A 22,873-nucleotide genomic window follows, 5' to 3' on the forward strand; every position below is an offset into this window, starting at 1 on the left:
GGTTTTTTTATAGCGATTTCACCTCGTTCAAAAAATTTCGAAAAAATTTGCGATGTGGTGCAAAAAAGCACCGATAGCTGCGTTCTATGCACGCAAGCCCGCTGAGCGGGATCGACATCTGACAACCGATCAGGAGAACCGCATGCAAGAACTGAAATCCGCCCTCGAAGCACGCGCACGGTCGTACCAGCACATCCTGCAAGAAGAAGGATACCGGGCGCGGGATCCGGAATGGGACGCCGAGAGCAGCACCTGGGACGTGTACGTGAAGTTTGAAGGCGCAAGCCTGCTGATCGTTCTCGACCTAGACGACGCGCACTTCGTCCGTATCTTGCTGCCAAACTTTTACAAGGTCGAGCCCAGTCGCCTGGACGATGCCATGCTGGCCATCGATCTTGCGAACAAAAAGTGCAAGTGTGCCAAGGTCTACCTGAACGCGGCCCGCGACAATACCGTCGCCGCCGTGGAGTTTCTCGATCCCGGTGAGGGCGGCGATCGCGCTACGCTGCTGCGTTACCTGGCCATGGCCGTCAACGCTGCCAAGTTCTACGCGCATCACGCCGAACCCCAGTTGCAAGATACCTGAGTTAACAGACCGACTATGGTTTAAAATTACCAAAAAGAAAGATGTTCTTTTGACCATTCCAGTTTTGCCGATACCGATCATGCACAACAACAAGGAAGCGTTCAACGACAACGTCAAGATCGTCGATTACTGGAATCGGCGCGGGCCGGGACTCAGCAATGAGGAATGGCTGGATTTTTATCGCTTGCTCTTTCCAGTATTGATGCGCACTCGCCTGCCGCCCGAGTTCAACGCGGTAGCCAAACGCAAAGATCTGGTGCAGACGTTTTTCTACGACAAGGTGTACTTGAACGCGGGAACGTCGAAAGCCGGGCCCTTGCAGAAAGTGCACGCAGTGCATCTCTACCTGAAGCGCTTTGCGCTCGACGTGTTGGAGGCAGAAGGGCAAGCCGATTCCGAGAATGACGAAGAAGCAACGGCGCAGGCCCAGGCACCTACAGAAGTCGGGCATGCGCGCCTACTGCGCGAAGCGGGCATCGACATCGGCGCCGCGATGCATAGTGCTGACCAGTTCCTCGGCACCCTGGCGAGCGGCGAACGGGGCTGCCTGCGCGACAATTCCTGCGCCGATCCGTCGCGGGCCGAGCCGATTTCGCGCATTGCCGAACGCTTGAACATGGGGCCGGACTATCACCGCAAAATCAAGGAACTCGGCATCACGCGCACCAAGGGCGCCACCTATGCCGGTTATGAAAAGACCAAGATCGGACGCTGGTTGTGCGGGCTTGGCGCCTGTCTGCAGCCGGATTGGCGCGAAGAACTTGCGGCGCTGCTGATCGTCCTCTGCGAGCGGGTCCGGGTATTTCAGGAGAAAGCACCATGATGCCCTTGCTCTACCCGCCGTTGAAGCTGTTGCGCAGTGACCTGTTTGGCAAAGAGGCGCCGCTGCCGCCGGACCTGGAAACCTATCAGGACCCGGTCGCCGAGGAGGATGCGGAGACGCCTGCGCCGGTGATGCCGCCCTATCTGCTCGAATTGATACGCTTGCGCAACGCCGTCCAGACAGCCCATCCGCCAGCACCACTGGCGGTGGGGCAAGTGCGCCGGCTGGACCGGATCCCCGGCGCCGACGGGCGGGCTCTGGGCCGCTCCTGCGCGGTGCTGCTTGGCGCCAGCCTCGGCGGCAAGCGCTGGTCGGGCTGGATGGTGGCGCAAGAAGTCGACTATGCCAGTGAGCGCGACCTGGTGCTGCAGGACAGTGATGGCCTGTTCGCACCCGAGGCCGGCATGGTACAGGCGTGGAACCCGGTCGAGGTCGCGCTGCAGGGCAATGAGCCGATTCTTGGTCAACTCGGCGCGGCCGGCCTTGGCGCGGTGCTGCTGCTCGCCGACACCGACACGCCCGGCGACGAGTTCGTAGCGCCACGGCCCGGCCACATTGGCGCCTGGGACATCGCTCCGCATACCACGATCGTCTCTGGCACCCCGTTGGGTGCCGATGACGATCCGCGCCACGAATACCGGCAGTTGTACCACCAACTGGCGAACGAACTGCGCATCGCGGCCACAACCCGGGTTGCCATGTCTGCCAGCACGCGGCGCCGACGCCTGAGCGAATGGCTGCGTGGCAGTTTCGTACGGTCGGCGGTGGCATGCGCCGCGCTTGCCATCATCGCCGGGCAGGGGATCTGGATGCTGCAGCAGCGCTCCGCCGCACGGGACACTGTCTACCGGGGTAGCAGCCAGGTGGGACATGCCGAGCCTTGTGCGGTGCTGATTCGCATTGTGTTCCGGCCGGACGCTTCGTATGCTGACTTGGTCGATACCTTGCGCGCCGCCGACGCGACTCTGGTCAGCGGCCCGTCGAGCAATGGCGAACTATGGGTGTTGCCACCGCGCGGCCGCGACCCGCACGAACTGGCTGCCATGCTGCGTCAACAGTTTGTGGTCGAGCAGTCCGACGTGATCGAGCCGGATCGGCACCGGTGTGCCGAATGAGACGGCGCACCCTTGTACGCGCTCTGCTTTCGCTGTTGGTGTCCGGTTGCGCGCTCGTCCTCACGCCTACCTGGGCGGCTCCGGGCAGGGTGGCGCTGGTGATCGGCAATGAACGGTATATGGCGGCCCAAGGCTTGTCGAACGCTGGCAACGACGCACGGTTGATGGCGCGTACTCTCGGCGCCCTGGGCTTCGTGGTCACCGAACGCCATGACCTCGACCGTTCCGCCTTGGTCGCGACAGTGGCAGAATTCGCCGACCACGTGCCGGCGGATGCGACCGTGTTTGTCTATTACGCCGGGCATGGCATGCAGATCGAAGGAAACAATTTTCTGAATCCGACCGATATGGTGCTCACCAGTGAGCGCGCGAGCGCACAGCGCGCCTACCCATTGGCGACCTTGCTCGAGCGGCTGAAGCGCTCGCGCGCGGCCCTCAACGTCGTGGTCTTGGATGCCTGCCGTAACAATCCCTTTCAGCCAGCGAGCGGCGTGCGCTACCGGGGAGGTGGGGCGCTCGGCCTGTCGAAGGTGGTGGCGCCGCGCGGCACATTGATCGCTTATTCGACCGCGCCAGGCGAATTGGCGCCGGATGGCAAGGGCTCCAATAGCCTGTACACAGCAACATTGTCGAAAGTCTTGGCCGAACCTGGCCGTGAACTCGCGGAGATCTTCCAAACTGTGGGCAACGAGGTGCGGCGTCAGACCATGGATGACCAGATGCCCTGGTATGAATCGTCGCTGGGCGGCAGTTTCTTTTTTCGGCCGATCGACGGTGCCACACCGTCCGCACCGCTGGCCCAGCGCTCTGTCCAGCGTCTTGCAGGCAACGAGGGCATGCGCGGCCAGCATGCGCCCTGGTATCGCGACATGGGCCCCGCCGATTGGAGCCAGGTCGACTGGGAAATCCAGCAGCGCATGCGGCGTCTCACCCCGGACGAGATCCCCAAGCTCGAGCGCAAGGCACATGCCGGAAGTGTCGTCGCCCAGACGACCCTTGGTTTAGTGTACCGCGAAGGCATTGACCGGGCTGGCGACCAACGCGGCGGCAGCATTCTGCGCTTCAAGGCCAACAACACCACGGCGTGGCGCTGGCTGAAAAAAGCAGCGGCGGCCGGCTTTCCAGTGGCACAGGCGGAAATTGGTGAGATGTATTACGCAGCACATGGCACCGAGCGCGACCTGAAGGCAAGCCGCTATTGGCTGCAACAAGCGGCGGCGGCACACTACCCGCGCGCGCGCTTGGACTTGCTGCAGGTCGACGTCGAGCGCGATGCAGCTGGAGCCGATGGTGGCGCGGCGCTGCAATCCCTGTTCGAGAGCGTGCGGACGGCGCCGAGCCGAACGAAGTCACCGGGACGTCAGGAGTAATCGTGTTTCTGCGATGCCAAGCTTTCGCGCATTAAAACACCGCGACAACCTGCTTATTCGCGGTTTCCATCCAGGCAGAGTTCCCCACCGTTAGCAGTTGATAGGCTTGTTGTGCTGCGCTTGCCAGGCCCTCGTACTCGCACTTCACCTGCATGCGCAGCACTTGTTCGCGGATCGTGTCGAGTTCTCCTGCCAGGCGCCGGTTGTCTTCGGCATGTCGGCTAATATTTAGAAAGCCGTTGACCCCATGCAAACCACCGACAAACGCCGGGATCAGCGCAGTCAAGACGAGTAACGCAGGTTCATTCCAGACCAACTGCGCTGCGGCGCCCAGCAAGGATGTAGCAAAGGCGATGACGGTGGCGGTCTTCGTGCGTTGCAGGATCACCGTATATTCCTGGTGTTTTCGCCGGTTATAGGCCACCTGTCCATGTGGGCCGCTCAGTAGCCCAAGGATGTCGTTGATAAGAGCCTGGGAATGCATGGTAGGGGCCGTTTTGAGTTCTTCGGTTGCCTGTTGCAAGGGCTGATAGCGCAAGCGTTCAGCGTGCACTCGAGCCGCAACCCAGTTTTCCTTCCACTCGCGCGATATGATGAAAAATGCGATCGCCGGTGCACATGCAATGACCAATACACGAGCGACGCCGCACACCATCGTCAGGCCAGGATTCATCCTCAGTGCACTGGGTGCGATCATGAGTACCAGTGCCGTGACACCCAAAAAGCCGACAAAGACTCCGGCACCCCGATAGATTTCCCCAAGACTGGTCGCCCTGGCGTCTGCCACGGCGAGGACATCGCCCTCGCTGGTCACACTCGGGTTCGCGTCTAGCCAACCGTGGTCGCGAGGAGCGATCGACATCACGCGTGCATTTCCCATCACGGCCATGTACAGGCGAAAGCAGTATCGAAAGAAAACCAGGTGATTAAGTGCTTTGCTTGTTTGCTGTGCCATGAATTTCGTCCACACTTGGGCTTGTATTTGGCCATTTGAATCGAATAACTATAGCAGTTCAGGAGGTACGCAGGAAATCAACATGTCTTCATGTTGGCGGCAGCAGGCAGCGAGGGATTGGATAAAGGCCTGTTCGCCACAGTGGTTGCATGTGGCTTCTCCGAGGGCGATCGATAGCGGTGGCGTCACTATAAAGATGAAGCTCAGGTAGATGCCAATAATCTGCTACGCCAACATGGATCGAATAAATAAGGACGCGCGCCATCACGGTGCCACAAATCCCCTAGTCGACTGCATGCCAATTGACTCTGGCTTCACACCAATCGTGCAGGCGTTGAAGCAGAATGACAACGGTTCTGGCTTTCTCAATACTTGTTGATGTAATATCGTTTGTAATGTTGCTTTGACGGCATACGCATGTCGGACAAGAACGCAAATTATCGGGCCCCGGCCTGAGTCGGAACGACACTAGGACCTATGATGACACCCGCAACGCAGGCTCGCGAAATTCGTGTATTTCTTTCCTCCACCTTTAAAGATATGGAGGAAGAACGGAATTTTTTGCTAACGAACGTGTTTCCGCGACTGCGTAGAATTTGCGACGAACGCCAAGTCGTTTTTACTGAAATCGACCTGCGCTGGGGCGTTTCTGAAGAGAGCTGCAGGGATGGTCGCACTGTCGAAATATGCCTGGAAGAGATTGACCGCTGCCGAGAGTATCCGCCATTTTTTATCGGGATCCTCGGGGAACGCTACGGTTGGACACCCGAGCGCTATGAACTCGAAAAATTCTGGACCGAACGATCCGCTTCCCCCTATACACAGGTGATCGCGTCCGCGATAGAAAACGGCATAAGCGCGACCGAACTGGAGATGCAGCACGGGTTTATGACCGATCCACACGCAGCGCCACATGCTCGGATCTATCTGCGCGCCCCTGAGCTGACAGCGCGATTATTCGCTGAGCGCCAGGCTGAAAGTAGGGAGGCACCCCGCAGTGATTTCTATGACGGTGCGAACGGCAAGCTCGACGCGCTCAAACGACGCCTTCGACATACCGGGGTCGAGATCAGTGACTACGCGAACATCGAAAGCTTCGGCGAAGCCGTGTATGATTTTTTAAAAGGCGGCATCGATACTTTATTCCCAGCCGTGTCGCCGGCATCCCCATCAGCCGTCCAAGCGTGCTCACATGAACTGTATGCGTGGTCCAGGCGCAAGGATTACTTGGCCCTGCCGGTATTTCGGCGATCCGTGTTGGAGAATCTCAAGCTGGCACTCGTTGATGACGGCAAACCATATATTTGTATTCGCGGTGAAGCGGGCCTCGGTAAAAGCGCTTTTATTGCGGATCTGCAAGCCCATCTTGCCGAGCAAGGGAACATGCGGGTCTTTTCCCATTACATTGGAGCGGACGGCGACCGTTCGATAAAAGGATGGCGCGATCGCTTGCTCGATACGCTGGCAAAGACTGGTGCTATCAGTGCGCCAGCGCCGACCGACGAGCGGGAACGCTGGAATGCGCTCGAGTCGGCATTGTTCGAGGTACAGGCGGCTTTACAGCAGCCCCTCGTATTACTCCTCGATGCACTCAACCAGAGTTCCTCGCCGGATGCAGTCCATCAGCTCAAGGCACTAAAGTTACCTGGGCAGGTAGTGATCATTGCGAGCTCTACCCCAGAGCTCAGCGCACCAGGGTGGCAAGTGCTTGAGATGCCCGCGCTTGACGTTACCCAGCGCAGAGCGGCCATTGACCTGTTTCTCGCCACGTGCGGCAAGGACCTCGCACAAAGCCTGCGCGAACGGCTCGCAGAAAGCGCGTCCTGTGCCATTCCCCTATTTATGCGGTTATTGCTGGAAGAGCTGCGCTTGCATGCAAGGAATGACAACTTAGAGGAACAATTGGAGAGCCTGCTGCACACCACCACCGCTGGTGCGCTTTTCGACAAAATCGTGGCCGCGATGGATAAGGATTTTCTCGAGGTAGGCTATCTAGGGCTGGCAAGTCGGGCTATGCACTTAATCGCCGCATCCAGGCGCGGCCTACGGCGTGCAGATTTGGCGTATCTGTTGGCGACTCCCGACAGTCCAACAGAGTTGGAAACGGGACGCCGTCGTTTTCCGGACCGCTTTTTAAGCCCTCTGCTCGCCCGACTGGAGCCTTATTGTCTCAAGGACGAGGGCCGGTTTTATATGATGCACGAGAGCTTACTGGCCTCGTTGCTACAAGCACATCAGATTCCCGCGTTGCGGCAGGAGCTCGCCGAGTATGCAGCCAAGCAAGACCAACCAAACTTCGCTGAATCTATCTATCAGTTGCGGTGCCTGGAGGATACTGATGGCTTAGTCGACAAGCTGAGTGGTATTGCCTTGCCGCTGGTGCTCGCACAAGTAGAGTCTCCGCTGCTCCGCGATATCCTCAGCTGGCTAGGTGCCCATGCGGCCGTGCCAACCGTCCCGATTCGACGCCTTGGAGAGCGTTGGCGAGAAACGATCGGCTCTCTAGATGAGCTATTACTGCCTGAATTTAATGTGTTTTCCTCGTGGTTGTCCGTGAACGGGTTTCTGACGCTTCAAGAGTATTGGCTCGGCGGCATAGTGGCGTTTCTGACCAGCCGCGGGGCGAAAGCGATGTCGCGCCAATTGGTACAACCGATACACGATTTTGCGGCGCTCTATCGTCGGCTGGAACGTTGGGCTGAGGCTGAACCGCTTGCGGAGAACGCGCTGCAGCTCGCGCGCGCTCTTTTCGCTGAGAATGACCCTAGGATTGCAGATAATCTAGTAAATTTAGCCGAGGTATACAAGGACACCGGTCGACTCGACAAAGCTGAATTGCTGTACCAAGAGGCACTGGCGTTACGCAAACGGATTCTCAGGCCCGATGACCCCACCATCGCAAGCACACTCAACTGTCTGGCCTCGTTGCACCTTGATCATGGCCGTTATCTCGAGGCAGAACAGACCTACAGGGAAGTGCTGCAAATCTTTCGCCAGACCTTACCAGCAGGTCACCCCCGCATCGCCAGCGTGATCGGAAACTTGAGCCAATTATATCAACGTCAGGGCCAGTATGCTGAAGCATTGGCTCTGTCTGAAGAAGAGTTGGCGATGTTTCGAAGCGCGTTTGGCGATCACCATCACTGTGTTGGAATCAGCGTGCAAAATCTTGCAGGCGTGTATTTTTCGCTTGGAAAATTATCGAACGCTGAACAACTGCTGAGGCAAGCACTGGACATCTACCGCCGCACGTTGCCGCCGAATCATTCGGACATCGGTAATTGTTTACACGCCTTGGCGCACGTATGCATGCATGCGGGCCGCTCTGACGAAGCGCAGGTATTAGAACAGGAAGCAGCCGAGATCGACAAATTACTGCCCACTGCCAAGCGCAAGTTTCAAGATGCCCTCAACCATCACAACCAGGCCACAATCTACATGAATCAGGGGCAACCAAGCCAAGCCGAAATCCATTATCGGCAAGCGTTGATGCTGTATGAACGCGACGGACTGAATGACCCTTTTCTCGTCGACATCCTGACAAATCTTTCTGAGCTTTGCATGCAACAACGTCGGTTGGACGAAGCGGATGCATTACTTAGTCGTGCGCTCGTTCTATGTCGCCGCTTCGACCTCGGCAGTACTCCTATAGCGCATCGGGCGCTAAGATACATGGCGACAGTGCGCTGGCAACAGGGCCGACACCAGGAATGTGAAATGTTGACGCGCGAAGCAATCGTAACGTGCCATAAAGCGCTTCCTGATGCAGCGGCGGAATTAGTCAAGAATCTCGACAACATGGTAGCGATCTGCCAGAGGCAACATCGCGACGCGGAAGCAAGCGCGTTCGAGAACGAAGCGTCGCAACAGCGTCGGCAGTTTGGTCTGGCGACGAGTTCGTAACGCAGGCTTTTCTGACCCGCAGCCAATTTCCTGACATGCGAGCGCGATAGTAGATCTGTTCGGCTGTGTAATTCAGACGGAGATGCGGTAACCCGGTATGAGTAAAAGCGCCGGTTAAAAGCCAGGGCCGTAACAGGTATCTTAACTTTTTTGTATCCTCAAAATATTTAGCGAATTATAATTAAACGAGCCAATAAATAAGACGCTTTGTTCGTCTATCACCTTATACTGGACTCGTCCCATGACCATTCCCGTGATTCGCCTTTTCGTTTCTTCCACATTCGACGATTTTTGGGTCGAGCGAGAGGCTTTGCAAACCTTGGTGTTTCCTGTACTGGAAGATCTCTGTTCACAAGAAAGCCTGCAGTTTCAGGCAATTGATCTGCGCTGGGGCGTCAGTCCTGCCGATAGCGCTCGGCACGACACGATCGACATCTGCATTAACGAGCTTCGACGCTGTCAGCGGATGTCCCCCAAGCCGAACTTCATGGTCATGCTGGGCGATCGTTTTGGATGGCAACCACCACTCCCAACGATTGCGGAAGCAAGATTCGGCGATCTGTTGGCGAGGATACCTGGAGATGCTGATCGCAGTTTCCTTAGCTATTGTTATCCGGACGAACTCAAAGACGAGAACGCGGTTCCGCCGACACGGCGCTTGCGCCCGCTCAGCGGTGCCGCAGGCATGGAGGATGAAAGGCGGATACGGCAGATCCTCAGCCAGTTTTATCGCTCTGCTGATGGTAATGTGTTGGAAAAAAACTGGTTCAATCTATCGGCGACAGGACTTGAGATTCTGGTTGGCGCATTGGACGAAAATCTGTCAACTGAGGCAGTCGATAATGTGTGGTACATGGAACGCAGCATCCTTGATATGCCGGCAACATCTGAGGCGGGGCGCTATCGCGATATTCGTGACGGCACACCCGACGCCGACAGTGCCTCGTTGTTGCAGCGCCTAAAACAGAAGCTGGAACATGCCGTTTGTTCTAGTAACTATTACCACTACATTGAACGCTGGGTTGGGCCCGATCCTACGCTTGCTGGTGAGTGCGTGCCGGCGGAGCAGCAGGGAACGCGGGGCAGTGATGGCTACCAGGCAGATTTGCTCCAGCTCTTGGGTGAAGATCGATACCGCGCCTACAAGAACCGCTGGTTGGGCGATGGCGACGCCAAGGCGGATCCGCGTTTTCTGGGCCTCAATCCCGAAATAACGCATGCTCGCATCCGCGAGGTGTGCGACCGTACCTTGGCTGCGCTCGGGCGTGTCGTCCAACAACGCATTGCGGAAATCAGGGCAACGCCGTCTCATGTACGCGAGAACCACGCTCACCAGGCCTATCAAGACGCTGTCGCCGATGGCATCTTCTGCGGGGAGGAGGGCGGTTTCCTCTCGACCTACCTCGCGCGATCCAATGATGAGCCTTTACTATTGGTCTTCGGGGGCAAGGGCAGTGGTAAAACTTCCTCCCTTGCCGCAGCGATGTCACGGTATACCCGTAGCAAAGGCGCACATCGTTCCATCACGCGCTATTTAGGGGTGACGTCGACGTCAAGTGATGTTCGCGCGCTGCTATGCGGGATCTTGCACAGCCTGGGGTACGAAAACCCGTCTATCCATACGCCGCAAGTGATCCGAAGCCAATTACAAGGAGCGTTGGATCAAGTTCCTACCATCATTGTCGTCGATGGGGTGGAACAACTGTCCGAGCGCGATTTGCGGTGGCTCGTTAGGTCCTTTCCCGCCAATTTGCGTAACGGTTCACGGATCATCATCAGCACGACCTTGGACCGGGTTGACGAGATCGAGGAGGCCGACCCGGCCCTACGCTGGAAGCCCTGGGCGTTACCGATGCTTGATGATGAGGCTGCCACAACGGCCATCGAGTGGGGATTTGGTCGCCGTCCGATGGCCGGCAGAACCCTTCAACCGCAGCAAGTCGCCTGCATCCTCGCGGGGTTCCAAGGTGCGGGTCGGCTTCCTCTTTATCTGTCCGTTGCCGCGGCGCTTGCGCGAACCTGGTCATCCGACCACGTCGCGGTATTGCCAACGGACTTGAACGCGCTCATTGCAGATTATGTCGCTGCGCTTGAAAAACATGGGCCGGTCCTTGTCAAAGCCGCGCTGGGACTGTTGGCGGTAAGCCGGGCAGGACTCGCTGAACAGGAACTCCTTGAACTACTGTCGGGTGACGAGGCCGTAATGGCGGAATGTCGAAGCAACTACCCGAAAGAAGCGACGAAACTAAAGCGTTTGCCAGACATGCTCTGGTCTCGACTGTACGCCGAACTCGAAGGGTTCTTTTCGGAAGCTGAGTCAGGTGGTGTGCGGGCGCTGCGTTTCGCTCATGGGCAGTTCACTGAGGCAGTGTTGACTCACGTGATCGGAAAGGCCGATGAGCTCCTGAGACGTCAGCAAATCAGTGCTTATTTACAAAAAAAATTGGCCGCGCTGGGATGCCAAAACGTAAGCGATAAATATGCCTTATCGTATCGCCGAATTTTCTTCGAGCTTCCCTACCAGATGGCCAACGCTGGATCCTTTGATCAACTTGCGTTGCTGCTCGCGCGGCGTGACGCGATTTTGCGTATGAGCGACCCGCACCAGATTCGGCCATCTATTGGTTACGTGGTCGATAGTCTGTTTGCTGAGTTATGCCTGTACTGGGTGCGGTTGCGCGATCACGGATACCAGCCCCGAGAGTATCTGTCCAGATGGGTCGAAGCCGATGACGGCGGTCCACTCTCGGCGCCATTGGCGTTCAAGGTGAACCGTTTATTCAACGCGATTGGCGAACGCCCAATCGAAAGCTAAGCAATAAATCGATTATGTAGTTCAACGAGAACTGGGAGAATTGATGGACAATCAGACGTCGGCGTTGGATGAGGCACTGGAACCGCTGCGCAAGATCGATCAATTATTCGTGACGGCGTGCGAGATGTTGGACTTGGTGACAATCATCAAGCATGATATGGCCGAGAACGGTTTCACAAAGAGAGAGTTCAGTGACAACCTGATCGAGCACCTAAAAATAATAAAAAGCAATAAACCTTTCCTGGAAGACTTTATCGCGCAGTTTGAGCCTGGCGCGAAAAATTTCGACGCCGAGTTTCAAATGGACCAGTCGGGCGTCGTCAATTGGCTTCCCTTGGCACAAGCCTATTTCGTGCTGGAAGACTACAGCAGGTCACGTGAGATTTTCGCAGACGTCGTGCAACGGTTCGATATCAACGCAGAGTTCGAGCAACGACTGGCCGAAGTGCGCGTCGATTACGCGACTGTCCTTCGCGTCGAGGGAAAGTTCAGCGACGCCACCAAGCAGTTGTTATTGGCATTAACCTGGTTCGACACCTATTATCCGGCCGGGCATGAAGAGACTATGGCGGTGATCAAGGCACTCACGGCATCGACGGTGAATCTCGAGGACGCAAAGCTGAAAGATAAGGTGTTCGCCAAGTTGATCGATTGCCGTACCAAGCACGACCGCGGAGTAGACGATTACATCGATTCCCTCAAACTCGCCGCGCTGGTCCTGCAAAGTCATGAGGACGCTTTGGCGCAACCCTGGATCGATAAACTCCGGGCATTGGTGCTGTCGCGCACCCGTGGTTGTGTCGGAGCGCTGGCGGAAAGAAAAATGATCGATGAGGCGCGCGGCATTGCCCAATTTAGTCTTCAGTTGTACGAGCGCTTGTTTGGGGAGGATGACGAAAAAGTCGGCTGGCTCAGGAAGATGACCTGAAAACGCGGTGCGCATGTCGACGCGTGCCATCAGCGGCCAAGCATGCCGTTGATGGCGCTTCGTCGGCATGGGTAAGGCAGGGGAAAGGTTGATTGTCGTTCGAGAGAACCACCGCTGGTAAAGACCGTAGCATCGTTCGTTCGGGTGGCGTCGGTCGCGCGGCGCGGCATCTAATCGACAATGATTTGTCATGTCGATTTATGTCGGCTTCCCAGTTTTCCCGGTATGCTCCCTGGCTGAGACCGATTAACAGTCACTCGACGCCAATCACACTTCCCTCTCCATTGGTAACGCCTCCCTGACGACAACCTCATCAGGCTTTCGTCGCTCCTCGTGTCACGACCCCGGTTTGAGCACGTTCCGCGATGATTTGTCGTGGCGGCGCTGTACGCATGTACCGACGGTATTTGCAAGAATCTGCTGCGTGGCCGCTGTATCACATAGCGCCAATGATCACGTCATTCAAAAATATTTGCAAAAATTTCGATGACGGACGTTATATGGCTAGCAAACCAGAAATGTTCACCTACTGGGTCACCTGGTTTGTTCGCAGGCTTGGCACTCATGGCCAAATTGCCGCATTACATGCCTCAGTGATATTTAGTGAGACTTGGCATCCGTAAATTTGTTAGCATGTGTCATGCGTGTACTTTTAAGCAAATTTTGTACTGGGCACCGCCCACGCTCTAGATAAGCGGTACAAGTTATCTAAGTACACGAGTTCCTGGCCGCTTTCTGCGCTTGTGTACGCTGACAGGCCATGGTCGGGTGCGGCAATCGGCCAAAAAACGCGTGACACTGCTGCACAACATGAAAAGCCGTTGAGCTCAATGTACCAAGTCTGAGGTCGTACCAGACAAGAAATCGGTTCCCATCAATCTATTGTTACTTCAAGGAGTTGTTATGCAATGCCGTCCAATCGTGCTTGTACTTGCGAGCACGACATTTTTTATCTCGCTGATTTCCGGTTGTTCGACTATCGCCGAAAAAACCAATTTCATTTCCGATGACCATATCAAATCGAAGGTAGGAGGAACGCTTGGGGCTTCTCCGGAGGCGGTCACCATTCTCAGCCGCCGGACCTCGGGTACCGATACCTACGTCGAGGTGCGCTTACCTAGCAAGCGTGTGTACACCTGCACGCTTAACGGCGGCAATGCCTTGACGCTGGGCTTGGTCAATCCGCCTAGCTGCAGTCCGAAAGCCTGACAACTTGCTTCGTCAGATGCGGTTGTTGGCACAAACGGTTTGTTTATTCCCAAACTGTGGCTTGTCGAAAGGTCGCTGACGATCGTGCATGAAGTTCGCGACGGCGCCGGAAGGCACCGTGTCAACGGGCCAAGCCAAGTGGCCCATTATTTAACTATGCTGAAGACCTATGAAATCTTTTACGCCAACCACAACTCTCCTGTTCCTTGCTTTCAGCGCCACTATTCTCGCTGGTTGTGGCGGAGAACCATCGCAACACGATATCGAAACCGCAGTCGCGAAACAACAGCAAGGTGTACCAAAGGAAATGCAGGACCTTATTCCGGAAGTGAAAAATGTCAAGAAGGTAGGGTGTAAAGCCGACGGCGACAAGGCATATGTCTGCGACGTCGAGATGGAGGTTACACAGCTTGGCAAAACGCAAAAGGGGGTTGGTCCAGTGCGCTTTGTGAAGGCAAGCGATGGCTGGACGGCCACCAAGTAACAGCCGATGATTACTCTTGGTCCAACAGCGGGCGGCTAGTTCCGTTCATCGAAGAAGATATGGCGGTCTTGTGGCCCTCGGCGGGTGATGAACGTTTCTGGGCCATGGGTAATGACAGATAGGACCGCTATTCAATTAGCGCTCGCCTCTTTGCTGTAGAAGCCGACCTCCGCAGGATCAAGTTCCATCTTGGGCCATGAAAAATTCCTTATTTATTTTTACTACTCTTCTGACGCTTTCGGCTTGCGGCGACGGTCAAACTGATCAAGGCCGATGGATCGGTCGCAGCGACTACACCCTTTGTCGGAGGATCCGCAACCTTATCGGCCGCGCTTGGATGCGAGCCGATAATTGTAGAAGTGTCGAATGGAACGTTCTACGACGAAGGTCTTGATCAGACGGTAGCGATGGGCAGCATGCCGCTGCGCGCTGCACTCGGCTGTTTTAGCAGCCAAGGCAGCATGGCGGTGACCGCGCTGACGGAACTGGCCTACCGCAAACTTGGAACCGCTCGGGACCAGGCCTCAATAGACAGTGCCAACGCTTACGTGCGATCGCGTCACGCCCCGGACGTACCGTCCTTGTTCAACGTACCCACCACCGTCGGGTCGCTCACCAATGCAAAGAACGTTGGCGTGAACAGCAAACCACCCACATCCGGTGACATCCATGCGATCCGGCTGGCTGCATTTTCGGTGGTGGCCAAGATGCGCTCCATGTCAACGATGCAGTTAATCGGCAAGGCAGGTGATAATCTTGTGCAAAGGGTTCAATTGATGACGCAACCGCGGCGGATGCGCCGATCAGCTCGCTGTCGGCTGACTATCTTAACGCCATTAACGATTACACCACAAAAGTCGCTACACACATGACGAGCTTCGCGAACCGGGCCATGGCGGTTGCGAGTGGCCCGCCGGTGATGTAGCGCGTTGAGTTTGCTCGGTTGATGCGCATGCTGGTCGCTGTTCCCCGGGAATCGCGCTACGTCCTGACCCATGACAAGCCAACCGTCGAGCTGCAGTCTGTGCTTGGTGACGGGATAACCCAGGGAAGCGACACGTTGAGCCTGTCCGATGTCGACGTGTGCGTCGACGATGATTGGGGCAACATTTCTCCGGACGCAAGCAGTCTTGACACCAGATATGCAGTGTGCGGTACAGGTCCGGCTGGGCAGGCGTTTTCGAATGCAGCGACCCCACTTTTCTTCCGTCGTCCCGGGTGTTGGTCGACACCCTGAATTCACCTGACACCTTGCTGGTCGGCGGCAAGCTGAGCGTACCGGTGGCCGAGGACCGCATCATTACGGTTGAGCCTGCCGATGTGTCGGGGACGATGGCAAAAACAATGGCGTGGACAGGTGCATCAAGCTGTCCTGGCACCCGACGCCGCTTATGGCGGACCTTGATGCCGGCTGCCGTCATCAGCCGCGCCGCGCGGTTTTCACAATGCCCCCATGACCTGACAGTACGGTATGAATGGATCCAACTCCTTGTTCTGCTGCGTAGACAACCCGGGTCTTCCAGTTCTTGGCATTGCATCTTCATAAAAGCGCCATTACATCAGAACCGTTGCTGACCGATTGAACCCACCGACCGGATATCAGACACTACGGGCGACATCGGCATAAAACACCGGCGACGGATCGAGCGTCGAGTGGGACCCGAGGCCGTGCCCATGCTTGCGCAGCCATGTGTCCGCAGCCTTGACCCCCAGCTCGTGCAAGTGAAGCAGGAAGGGTATCTGTGCGTTGAACTTGCTCGACTGGCTGTACTCGCCAATATCTTCGATGCCGCTGATAAGGTGCAAGCGCAGGTCGGCGAATGTCATGTCGGCGCTGCGTTGCTCTTCGGGGACCCCGTGGGCATGCCGCAGTGCGCTGATTTCGCGCATGAAGCTAATGTTGAAGGCGATTTCATTGGAGCGGTTACTGATGTCCGCTTGACTGCGCGGGATTTCGCTGCGCGCGATCGGGTTGTTCTGTACTACGATCATGTCGCGCGGCGGCCGTGCCAGCAGCGGGGCGAGTGGAGGATTGGCAACGTAACTGCCATCCCAATAGGTTTCTCCATCCACCTCGACGCCAGCGAAGACAGTAGGCAGGCAAGCGGAGGCCACCACCTTTTGGGGATCGAGTTCCGTGCGCGTAAAAATCTTGCCGGTGCCGGTGCGGACGTTCGTTGCAGCGATGAAGAGCTCCAGCTCTTCGCAATTGCGCACCCGCTCGAAATCGACGAGTGTCGACAGCAGGTTGCGCAAGGGATTAAGCGTGGGAGCATGCTGCTTGACCGGGCCTTGCAGGGCGCCGGCCATCTCCAGCAGCATGTAGACCGGCGAGCTGCTCATGGTCCAGCGGCCGGCAAGACGGTCGAGCGGGCTGGGCTGCAGAGGACTCGCAACCGCCAGCATGCCGAGCGTTTTCCAGAAGCGTGACAAGGCTTGTTGGGCTCCGCGGCGGCCGCCTCCGTGAGCAAAACCATCAGCAAAAACGACGGCGTTGACGGCGCCTGAACTGCTGCCACTGAGACTGTCGAACATGAAACGCTCCTCGTCCAGCAAACGGTCGAGTACGCCCCAGGTGAATGCGCCGTAAGTGCCGCCGCCTTGTAACCCAAGGCTGACGGGCAGCGGCGATTGCTTGGAAACGATATGCAAGTTGTTCTCCCATAGAGTGCAGGAGGGGCCGGGTCCCCAGTACACATAGCGTAGCGGGAAAGGCTATGTTGCGACGCACCATTGCACAGTGGACATTGCCCTATCTTCAGTAGAGGATGGGAGTGACGAATTCCTCGTGCATGTGTTCCAGCCAGGGCGGTTCGTCCGTGAGCAGAAGGCGCACCGGAGGGAGGGTGCGCAGGCATTCGCCGCCGGCAACTGCGCGCCGCGGCGCTCTCGCAGGTCTGCAATGCCGAAGAGTCTGGCAACCGCTTGCACTGCACCGCCAGGTAGGGAAGCAGGTCAGCTTCCTGGAGAACGTCACCGGCGCCCGTCGGCGCAGCGGCGTGAACTGGGCCGACGCTTATGCTGCCCAGACCATTGCCGCCGATGGCGCCTCAGGTACCGGGAACCTGCTTCAGCCAGTGCTTACGCAGAGAGGTGGTCTTGCGTGCCCGAGTGCTCACACAGGTTCTGGCTGTCGGGATCATGTACGACCGTGGTACAGCCAATGGCACGGGTTACCGCGCATTTCGGTAGGCGTTGAAGGCAGGCTTGGCTGTGCCATCGCTGCGCACCATGCCGTAATAGCACTCGCTGTCGGACGAACCTGCCGCACAAAAATCCTTGAAGTTGTACCAGAACGTCGGGCCGGTCCATGTATAAGATGCCGTCAGCGCGAGTGTTTGCGTCACCATGCTGGCCTGCCGGTCTTCCGATACCGTCGTTCCCCAGATGTTCGTGCCGGAAGTAGGTGCGCCGTACTCGGTGATCCAGATTTTCTTCTTGTCGTCGCCGTACTGGTTCATGATCGACCGGAAGCTGGTCGAGGTGCTGAACATCTGTGCCCAGTTGTTGGAGCTGGAATCCAGCGGGAGTTGTGGCGCCGTGTAGGGGTGGTTGCCGACAGCGTCGAAGTAAGGCGCCGCGCCACTACCGTACAGGAGTTGCAGGAAAAGCCGGGCTTCCATGTTGCCGCCGCCAGTCGAGGGCTGGCCAAGGCCGCCACTTACGACGACCATCTTGGGATTCTGCTTTTTGATGGCGATGTAGCTTTGCTTGAGCAACTGCGCGTAGGCGGCTGGATCGGCTCCGGGGTTCCAGAATTGCACCAGGTTGGGCTCATTCCAGATCTCCCAGGCAGCCACGCCCATGCCCGCGTAACGGGCAGTCAGGAACGCCGCAAAACTCGCGAAAGTCTGGGGATTGGTCGGCGGGAAGAATTTGCTCACTTGTCCACCATTGGCCCAGCCAGGCGTGTACGCGATGAGGCCAAGTATCTTGATTTGCGCTTTCGCGAGCGCGGTGACCACCCTGTCATGATTGACCAGATTGTATGTCGTCGGGGCAGGCTGCATGACGCTCCAGTCGAAATCGAAGCGCACCCATTTGACGCCCAGTGTTTTGTAAGCTTCGATGGTCGTCGACAGTTCAGCCGGCGAGAGGCGGAACAACTCGTTGCCGTTGATGCCTTTCTGCGCATGCGCCGCGGGCGCCGTCAGTACAAGAAACAAGCTCAGTAGGACGCTGGGGAATGGCTTGAACACCCGCAGGACGAGGGCGGCGAAGGACGGAAACTGCAGGCGCAGTCGGCCGGTGATGATGTTTTTCATGAAATGCCTTATCAACTCCGCTGCTTACGCTGCGGGACAAGGCCTGCACCAGCAGGCTGGGCAGGCAACTGGCTGACTTGTGAACGACAAGCCCCTCTAGTTTTGCGTCGCCGGATTACTCCGGGTTTGCCTTTGATTACCTGCCCAATGTACGTCATAAATTTATTCTGGGCAAGATAATTAATATATTTGACGAAATGTAGATGACTGAGTGAAATATTCTAAAAACGCTCAAAATTTCCGTGTTTGAACCTAAAAAATGACGAATATGTTGTTTTTTTGTCGACCAACATGCTTTTGCTTGTAAGAATTTTCCTACATCATCATCATTGCTGCACAGCGTCATTGTTTTAACCGGGAATTTTGTTTCTCTCGCCACCGCCGAAGAATTGAGCCGACGGACCGATCGTGACGACAAGGTCGAGTGCTTGTGATCTGGCGACCGATTTAACTTTTAGACCAACTACCGTAAAAGGGCAGTCGTGCGCATAAATATCGAAAACCTCGCCGATGTAGAGCACGATATTGCTCATGTGTTTCCGGCAGCAAGCAACGTCATACGCCGCATCATTGATCCGGTGTTTGCGGCAGTGTCTTATCTCGCGCTTGCGTTCTGGATAGACGGAAGCATCACGCAACAGGATCAGGTGCTTGCGTTTATTTCTGCCCTGATTTTTTTCCCGAGTACGCCAGTAGGCGCATCGCTACGAAAATATGCGTCCACGGTGGTGCTCAGTTGGACGAAGCTTCTCGCTTGCCTGTTTGTTTTTGATCTGCTGGGACATTTCTCGGCAGGTTTCAACATGGCAGTCGTGAAGCTATGGGCCATCGTGGTGCCGGTGTCCATCATCGCCTCCCACACCTTGAGCGCGCCGTTAAAAAAACGCTTGAGTTTTTTTGGTGCTACGCAGACAGCCGTCGTGATCGGCGCCAGCGAGGTCGGCAAGCACCTGGCACATCGGCTGCAGTCAGACAGCATCCCAGGGCAGGCTTTTGTCGGCTATTTCGATGACAGGTCGGCCGCGCGCAGCGGTGCTCCCGCTGACGAGTTGCTGGGCGCGATCGACAGCGCACCGGAATTCGTCAAGCGCGAACGCATCGACCTGGTGTATGTCGCGTTGCCGATGGCATCGCAACCCCGCATCATGAAGCTGCTCGATGGCTTGCGCGATACCACCGCCACTGTCAAGTTCGTCCCGGACATGTTCATTGCCGACCTTATCCAGGCCAAGGTCGAAAATGCCGCCGGGCTACCGGTAATCGCAATTTGCGATACCCCGTTCGTTGGCTCCCATGGATTGCAAAAGCGTTGTTTCGACTTGCTTGTCTGCCTGTTGGCCTTGCCGGTCGTCGCGCCGCTGATGCTGTTGATCGCGGCATTGATCCGGGCGACGTCCGCCGGACCGGCCTTCTTCAAGCAACGCCGCTATGGCTTAAACGGGGAGGAGATCGTCGTCTGGAAGTTCCGCTCGATGAAAGTGATGGAAGACGGCGACACGGTTTACAAGCAGGCAACCCAGGACGACGACCGGATCACTGCCATCGGCAAGATTCTTCGGAAGACCTCGCTTGACGAGTTGCCTCAGCTGATCAACGTGCTGATGGGCTCAATGAGTCTGGTCGGTCCGCGTCCGCACGCCGTTGCCGTCAACGAGAATTACCGCAAGCAGATCTCCGGCTACATGGTGCGCCACAAGGTAAAGCCCGGCATCACGGGTCTTGCTCAGGTCAACGGCTACCGCGGTGGAGACGATCTGCATTCGATGAGCAAGCGTATCGAATATGACCTGATCTATTTGCGGTCGTGGAAGATCTGGCTCGACATTACCATCGTGTTCAAAACCGCGCTCATGCTGCTCAAGGGCGACCCGAAGGCATTCTGAGATCAACCTGCTGCGGCTGGCCAGCGGTGCGATTGCACCGGTGGTGCGCGGGAAATCATGACAAAAGAAATCGTACAAGTAATCGGGAACGGCGATCCCGGCGGAGGGACCACGGCCGTACTGACGCTCGCCACGCTGCTGCGTGGCGCGGGCCATCGGCCCCTCATCGTATCCCAGCATGACAGCTACCTGTTGCGGGAAGCGAAGCTGCAGGGTATCGCCGTGCACGGCATGGACTTTTCCTCGCGCGGCGGCGCCATTGGCAACTGTCGCGCGCTGGCGAGCTTCATCCGCCAGCGTCGCCCTGCCGTCGTGCATGCACACGGCAACCGCGCCGGGTTGCCGGTGGCGCTCGCCATGAAAATGCTCGGGCGGGCGGACCGGCCCCGTTTCGTCTACACCGTGCACGGTTTTCACTTCCTGACCAAGACGGGCGGTGCCTATCATTTGGCCCGGATGGCCGAAAAGTTCGCGATCGCGGAGGCAGACTGGACCAATTTCGTGTCCGATGGCGACGCGCAGATCGCGCGGTCGCGACGCCTGCTGGCGAATCCCGCCAGCACCAGCATCATTCACAATGCCGTCCTGGCGGAAGACTTTCCAGCCCGTGCCGATGCGCCGGCCGAACCGGGTATCGCGTTCATTGGGAGGCTGACATATCAGAAGAATCCGCTGATTCTCGCCGATATCGCCGCCGCGCTCAGGCCACTGGCGCCACAGATGCACGTGATCGGTGGTGGAGAAATGGACGTCGAGCTGCGTGACAGGGTCAGCGCGATGCAATTATCGGATCAGTTCGTGTTCCACGGCCAGCAGCACCGCACATCGGCACTGCAGATTGCCGCGGCGTGCACGCTGCTGTTATTGCCGTCCCGCTGGGAAGGACATCCCATTACCGTCATCGAGGCGATGCACATGGGACTGCCGGTGATTGCTTCCGATATTTCCGGAACGCGGGAAATCGTAGTGCAGGACGACACCGGATTTCTGGTACACGCGGACGCCGCTAGCGACTATGCCGCGGCCATCCGGCAGGTGCTGACCGAACCGGGCTTGGCGCAGCGGCTCGGCGCGCGCGGGCGCGACGTAGCGAACGAAAAATTTTCCGCGCAACGCATGCTCCAGGCGAATCTTGCCGCATACCGGCTGGCCTCCCATGGGACTGCGGCGACCACCGCCCCGTGCCTCGCATGAGCAATACATAGGACACAGGCGTCATGCGCATTCTCATGCTACTCGTCGGGACCGCCGGCAACGCGCTGATCGCGTTCCTGACCCACCTGCTGTTGACGCGCCATCTGCCGGTGGACGGTTACGGCCGCGTGGTCGCCGTCACCGCGGCGGTGACCATGCTTACCCCCATTGCCAGCATGTGTATCGGCTGGTTCTGGCTGGAGCTGTATGGCAGGGAAGGCGACGCCGCCGTGCGCTGGGGACCGGGAGCCAGAATGGCCAGCCTTGGTGCATTCGCCATCTCGTCCGCCGTACTGGCCGCCTACATTGCCCTGCAGGGCAGCTTCACGCTGGCGATGTTCACATGCGCCTGCATGATGCTCGCCGGGCAGTCATTTTCCGAAGCGCGCGCGGTACGCCTGCAACTCGAAGAGCGCTACATGGCCCTCGGGTTATGGCAGGCTTTGCCGCAGGCGCTGCGTTCGATCGCCGTGCTGGTCATGCTCGCGCTGTCGTCCGGCCTGTCGGAGCAGGCAGCCATGATGGCCTACGCCTTCGCGGCGTTCGTTGTCGTGGCGCTGTCGAGTACTTCAATCCAGGCGCTTACCGATGGCGGGGGGCGGATTCCGGAAGCGGCCCGGGCACACGGCTGCCCGGATGCCGGTCCGGTGCCTTCAGCTGCCGCCTGTCTGAAGGCGGCGTGGCCGTTTTCGCTGGTGACGCTGTTCTATCTCATCTATTCGACCGGCATCCTTGCGCTGCTGAATCCGCTCATCGGGTCTTCGGCGAGCGCCTATTACAACATTGGATTCCTGCTGTTCAACTCGCTGGCGATGCTACCCAGCGTCATTTATGGAAAATTTTTAGTAGGCAAACTTTTCCGGTGGTGGTCGCACGACCAGGAAAAATTCGTTGCGGTCTTTCACCTTGGCGTGGCGGCCCATCTGGGGCTTGGACTCGTGCTGGGCGCCGTGATGTGGTGGAGCGCGCCCGTCGTCGTGCCGCTGCTGTTCGGCGAACACTACGGCGCCGCAGTCCCGGTGGTGCGAATCCTGGCCCTGGCCGTGCCCGTTCGCTTCGTCCAGCACGGCTACGGCGCAGTCCTGTTTTCGAAAGAGCATATCCAGCGCAAGGTTCGCTACATGGGCCAGGCAGCGGTGCTGAGCGTTGTGATGCTGTTCATCCTGGCCTCGCGCTATGGCGTGACGGGCGCCGCAATCACATCCGTCGCATCCGAACTGGCGCTGCTCCTCTTCTACATGGGGGGCGCGGCACGCCACGTGGCGCCGATCAAGGTGGGCGAGACGCTTTCGCTACGTACTCTGAGCCTGGCCTACCACCGGCTGGCGCGCGGGGGCTGAGGG

General features: G+C 57.6%; 17 protein-coding genes and 1 riboswitch. Of the genes, 13 read left to right on the plus strand and 4 right to left on the minus strand.

Annotated elements, in window-relative coordinates:
- Window positions 1-142 precede the first annotated feature (142 nt).
- From ACI48D_RS20055 to ACI48D_RS20070, 4 genes are all read left to right on the plus strand, one after another.
- On the plus strand, window positions 143-586 hold the full coding sequence (locus tag ACI48D_RS20055) for a hypothetical protein (protein WP_435573012.1): 444 nt from the start codon (window positions 143-145) through the stop codon (window positions 584-586).
- 79 nt (window positions 587-665) lie between these two features.
- Window positions 666-1,409, plus strand: coding sequence for a hypothetical protein (locus ACI48D_RS20060; protein ID WP_435573013.1), 744 nt, complete (start codon window positions 666-668; stop codon window positions 1,407-1,409).
- A complete protein-coding gene (locus tag ACI48D_RS20065; RefSeq protein WP_435573014.1) occupies window positions 1,406-2,524 on the plus strand; it encodes a hypothetical protein in 1,119 nt (372 codons plus the stop codon). Before ACI48D_RS20060 ends, ACI48D_RS20065 begins: the two co-directional genes overlap by 4 nt.
- The gene (locus tag ACI48D_RS20070; protein ID WP_435573015.1) at window positions 2,521-3,894 is read left to right on the plus strand and encodes a caspase family protein; all 1,374 of its coding nucleotides are present in this window, start codon (window positions 2,521-2,523) and stop codon (window positions 3,892-3,894) included. The genes ACI48D_RS20065 and ACI48D_RS20070 overlap by 4 nt, the downstream gene beginning before the upstream one ends.
- A gap of 31 nt (window positions 3,895-3,925) precedes the next feature.
- Here ACI48D_RS20070 and ACI48D_RS20075 read toward each other — a convergent pair whose 3' ends face one another.
- Window positions 3,926-4,849: a hypothetical protein gene (locus ACI48D_RS20075; protein ID WP_435573016.1), complete on the minus strand. Its 924-nt coding sequence runs from the start codon at window positions 4,847-4,849 to the stop codon at window positions 3,926-3,928.
- Window positions 4,850-5,326: 477 nt separating this feature from the next.
- Here ACI48D_RS20075 and ACI48D_RS20080 point away from each other — a divergent pair, with 477 nt between their 5' ends.
- From ACI48D_RS20080 to ACI48D_RS20105, 6 genes are all read left to right on the plus strand, one after another.
- Window positions 5,327-8,752 (plus strand): tetratricopeptide repeat protein, encoded by a 3,426-nt coding sequence (locus ACI48D_RS20080; protein ID WP_435573017.1) that lies wholly within the window; start codon window positions 5,327-5,329, stop codon window positions 8,750-8,752.
- Between the two features lie 241 nt (window positions 8,753-8,993).
- Window positions 8,994-11,567, plus strand: coding sequence for an AAA family ATPase (locus ACI48D_RS20085; RefSeq protein WP_435573018.1), 2,574 nt, complete (start codon window positions 8,994-8,996; stop codon window positions 11,565-11,567).
- A 43-nt stretch (window positions 11,568-11,610) separates the two neighbouring features.
- Window positions 11,611-12,495, plus strand: coding sequence for a hypothetical protein (locus ACI48D_RS20090; RefSeq protein WP_435573019.1), 885 nt, complete (start codon window positions 11,611-11,613; stop codon window positions 12,493-12,495).
- A gap of 903 nt (window positions 12,496-13,398) precedes the next feature.
- Window positions 13,399-13,704 carry a hypothetical protein gene (locus ACI48D_RS20095; RefSeq protein WP_435573020.1) on the plus strand — a complete coding sequence of 102 codons (306 nt, stop codon included), beginning with the start codon at window positions 13,399-13,401 and terminating at the stop codon, window positions 13,702-13,704.
- Between the two features lie 169 nt (window positions 13,705-13,873).
- Window positions 13,874-14,188 carry a hypothetical protein gene (locus ACI48D_RS20100; RefSeq protein ID WP_435573021.1) on the plus strand — a complete coding sequence of 105 codons (315 nt, stop codon included), beginning with the start codon at window positions 13,874-13,876 and terminating at the stop codon, window positions 14,186-14,188.
- A 359-nt stretch (window positions 14,189-14,547) separates the two neighbouring features.
- Window positions 14,548-15,060 carry a hypothetical protein gene (locus tag ACI48D_RS20105; RefSeq protein WP_435573022.1) on the plus strand — a complete coding sequence of 171 codons (513 nt, stop codon included), beginning with the start codon at window positions 14,548-14,550 and terminating at the stop codon, window positions 15,058-15,060.
- Between the two features lie 727 nt (window positions 15,061-15,787).
- On the opposite strand, the gene ACI48D_RS20110 is transcribed toward ACI48D_RS20105, so the two are convergent.
- The 3 genes from ACI48D_RS20110 to ACI48D_RS20120 all read right to left on the minus strand — a co-directional run bounded on the left by ACI48D_RS20110 (window position 15,788) and on the right by ACI48D_RS20120 (window position 18,986).
- On the minus strand, window positions 15,788-16,840 hold the full coding sequence (locus ACI48D_RS20110; RefSeq protein ID WP_435573023.1) for a patatin-like phospholipase family protein: 1,053 nt from the start codon (window positions 16,838-16,840) through the stop codon (window positions 15,788-15,790).
- A gap of 521 nt (window positions 16,841-17,361) precedes the next feature.
- Complete coding sequence (locus ACI48D_RS20115; RefSeq protein WP_435573024.1) at window positions 17,362-18,453, minus strand: cellulase family glycosylhydrolase; 1,092 nt, start codon at window positions 18,451-18,453, stop codon at window positions 17,362-17,364.
- 60 nt (window positions 18,454-18,513) lie between these two features.
- Window positions 18,514-18,594: riboswitch (cyclic di-GMP riboswitch) on the minus strand.
- A gap of 209 nt (window positions 18,595-18,803) precedes the next feature.
- A complete protein-coding gene (locus ACI48D_RS20120) occupies window positions 18,804-18,986 on the minus strand; it encodes a hypothetical protein (protein ID WP_435573025.1) in 183 nt (60 codons plus the stop codon).
- On the opposite strand from ACI48D_RS20120, the gene ACI48D_RS20125 reads away from it, so the two are divergent.
- From ACI48D_RS20125 to ACI48D_RS20135, 3 genes are read left to right on the plus strand one after another with little or no spacing between them, the layout of a single operon-like run.
- Entirely contained in the window at window positions 18,987-20,336 is a 1,350-nt protein-coding gene (locus tag ACI48D_RS20125; protein WP_435573026.1) for an undecaprenyl-phosphate glucose phosphotransferase, read from the plus strand.
- A 57-nt stretch (window positions 20,337-20,393) separates the two neighbouring features.
- On the plus strand, window positions 20,394-21,530 hold the full coding sequence (locus ACI48D_RS20130) for a glycosyltransferase (protein ID WP_435573027.1): 1,137 nt from the start codon (window positions 20,394-20,396) through the stop codon (window positions 21,528-21,530).
- A gap of 23 nt (window positions 21,531-21,553) precedes the next feature.
- Entirely contained in the window at window positions 21,554-22,870 is a 1,317-nt protein-coding gene (locus ACI48D_RS20135) for a lipopolysaccharide biosynthesis protein (protein ID WP_435573028.1), read from the plus strand.
- The last annotated feature ends 3 nt before the right edge of the window (window positions 22,871-22,873 follow it).

It is taken from the genome of Massilia sp. LXY-6 (genome assembly GCF_051233485.1).
Classification (GTDB): Bacteria; Pseudomonadota; Gammaproteobacteria; order Burkholderiales; family Burkholderiaceae_D; genus Telluria.

Bases quoted from the DNA above. Each gene is read 5' to 3' on its own strand.
- ACI48D_RS20055 (WP_435573012.1), top strand. From the start codon at position 143: ATGCAAGAACTGAAATCCGCCCTCGAAGCACGCGCACGGTCGTACCAG.
- ACI48D_RS20060 (WP_435573013.1), top strand. From the start codon at position 666: ATGCACAACAACAAGGAAGCGTTCAACGACAACGTCAAGATCGTCGAT.
- ACI48D_RS20065 (WP_435573014.1), top strand. From the start codon at position 1,406: ATGATGCCCTTGCTCTACCCGCCGTTGAAGCTGTTGCGCAGTGACCTG.
- ACI48D_RS20070 (WP_435573015.1), top strand. From the start codon at position 2,521: ATGAGACGGCGCACCCTTGTACGCGCTCTGCTTTCGCTGTTGGTGTCC.
- ACI48D_RS20075 (WP_435573016.1), bottom strand. From the start codon at position 4,849: ATGGCACAGCAAACAAGCAAAGCACTTAATCACCTGGTTTTCTTTCGA.
- ACI48D_RS20080 (WP_435573017.1), top strand. From the start codon at position 5,327: ATGATGACACCCGCAACGCAGGCTCGCGAAATTCGTGTATTTCTTTCC.
- ACI48D_RS20085 (WP_435573018.1), top strand. From the start codon at position 8,994: ATGACCATTCCCGTGATTCGCCTTTTCGTTTCTTCCACATTCGACGAT.
- ACI48D_RS20090 (WP_435573019.1), top strand. From the start codon at position 11,611: ATGGACAATCAGACGTCGGCGTTGGATGAGGCACTGGAACCGCTGCGC.
- ACI48D_RS20095 (WP_435573020.1), top strand. From the start codon at position 13,399: ATGCAATGCCGTCCAATCGTGCTTGTACTTGCGAGCACGACATTTTTT.
- ACI48D_RS20100 (WP_435573021.1), top strand. From the start codon at position 13,874: ATGAAATCTTTTACGCCAACCACAACTCTCCTGTTCCTTGCTTTCAGC.
- ACI48D_RS20115 (WP_435573024.1), bottom strand. From the start codon at position 18,453: ATGAAAAACATCATCACCGGCCGACTGCGCCTGCAGTTTCCGTCCTTC.
- ACI48D_RS20120 (WP_435573025.1), bottom strand. From the start codon at position 18,986: ATGAGCAATATCGTGCTCTACATCGGCGAGGTTTTCGATATTTATGCG.
- ACI48D_RS20130 (WP_435573027.1), top strand. From the start codon at position 20,394: ATGACAAAAGAAATCGTACAAGTAATCGGGAACGGCGATCCCGGCGGA.
- ACI48D_RS20135 (WP_435573028.1), top strand. From the start codon at position 21,554: ATGCGCATTCTCATGCTACTCGTCGGGACCGCCGGCAACGCGCTGATC.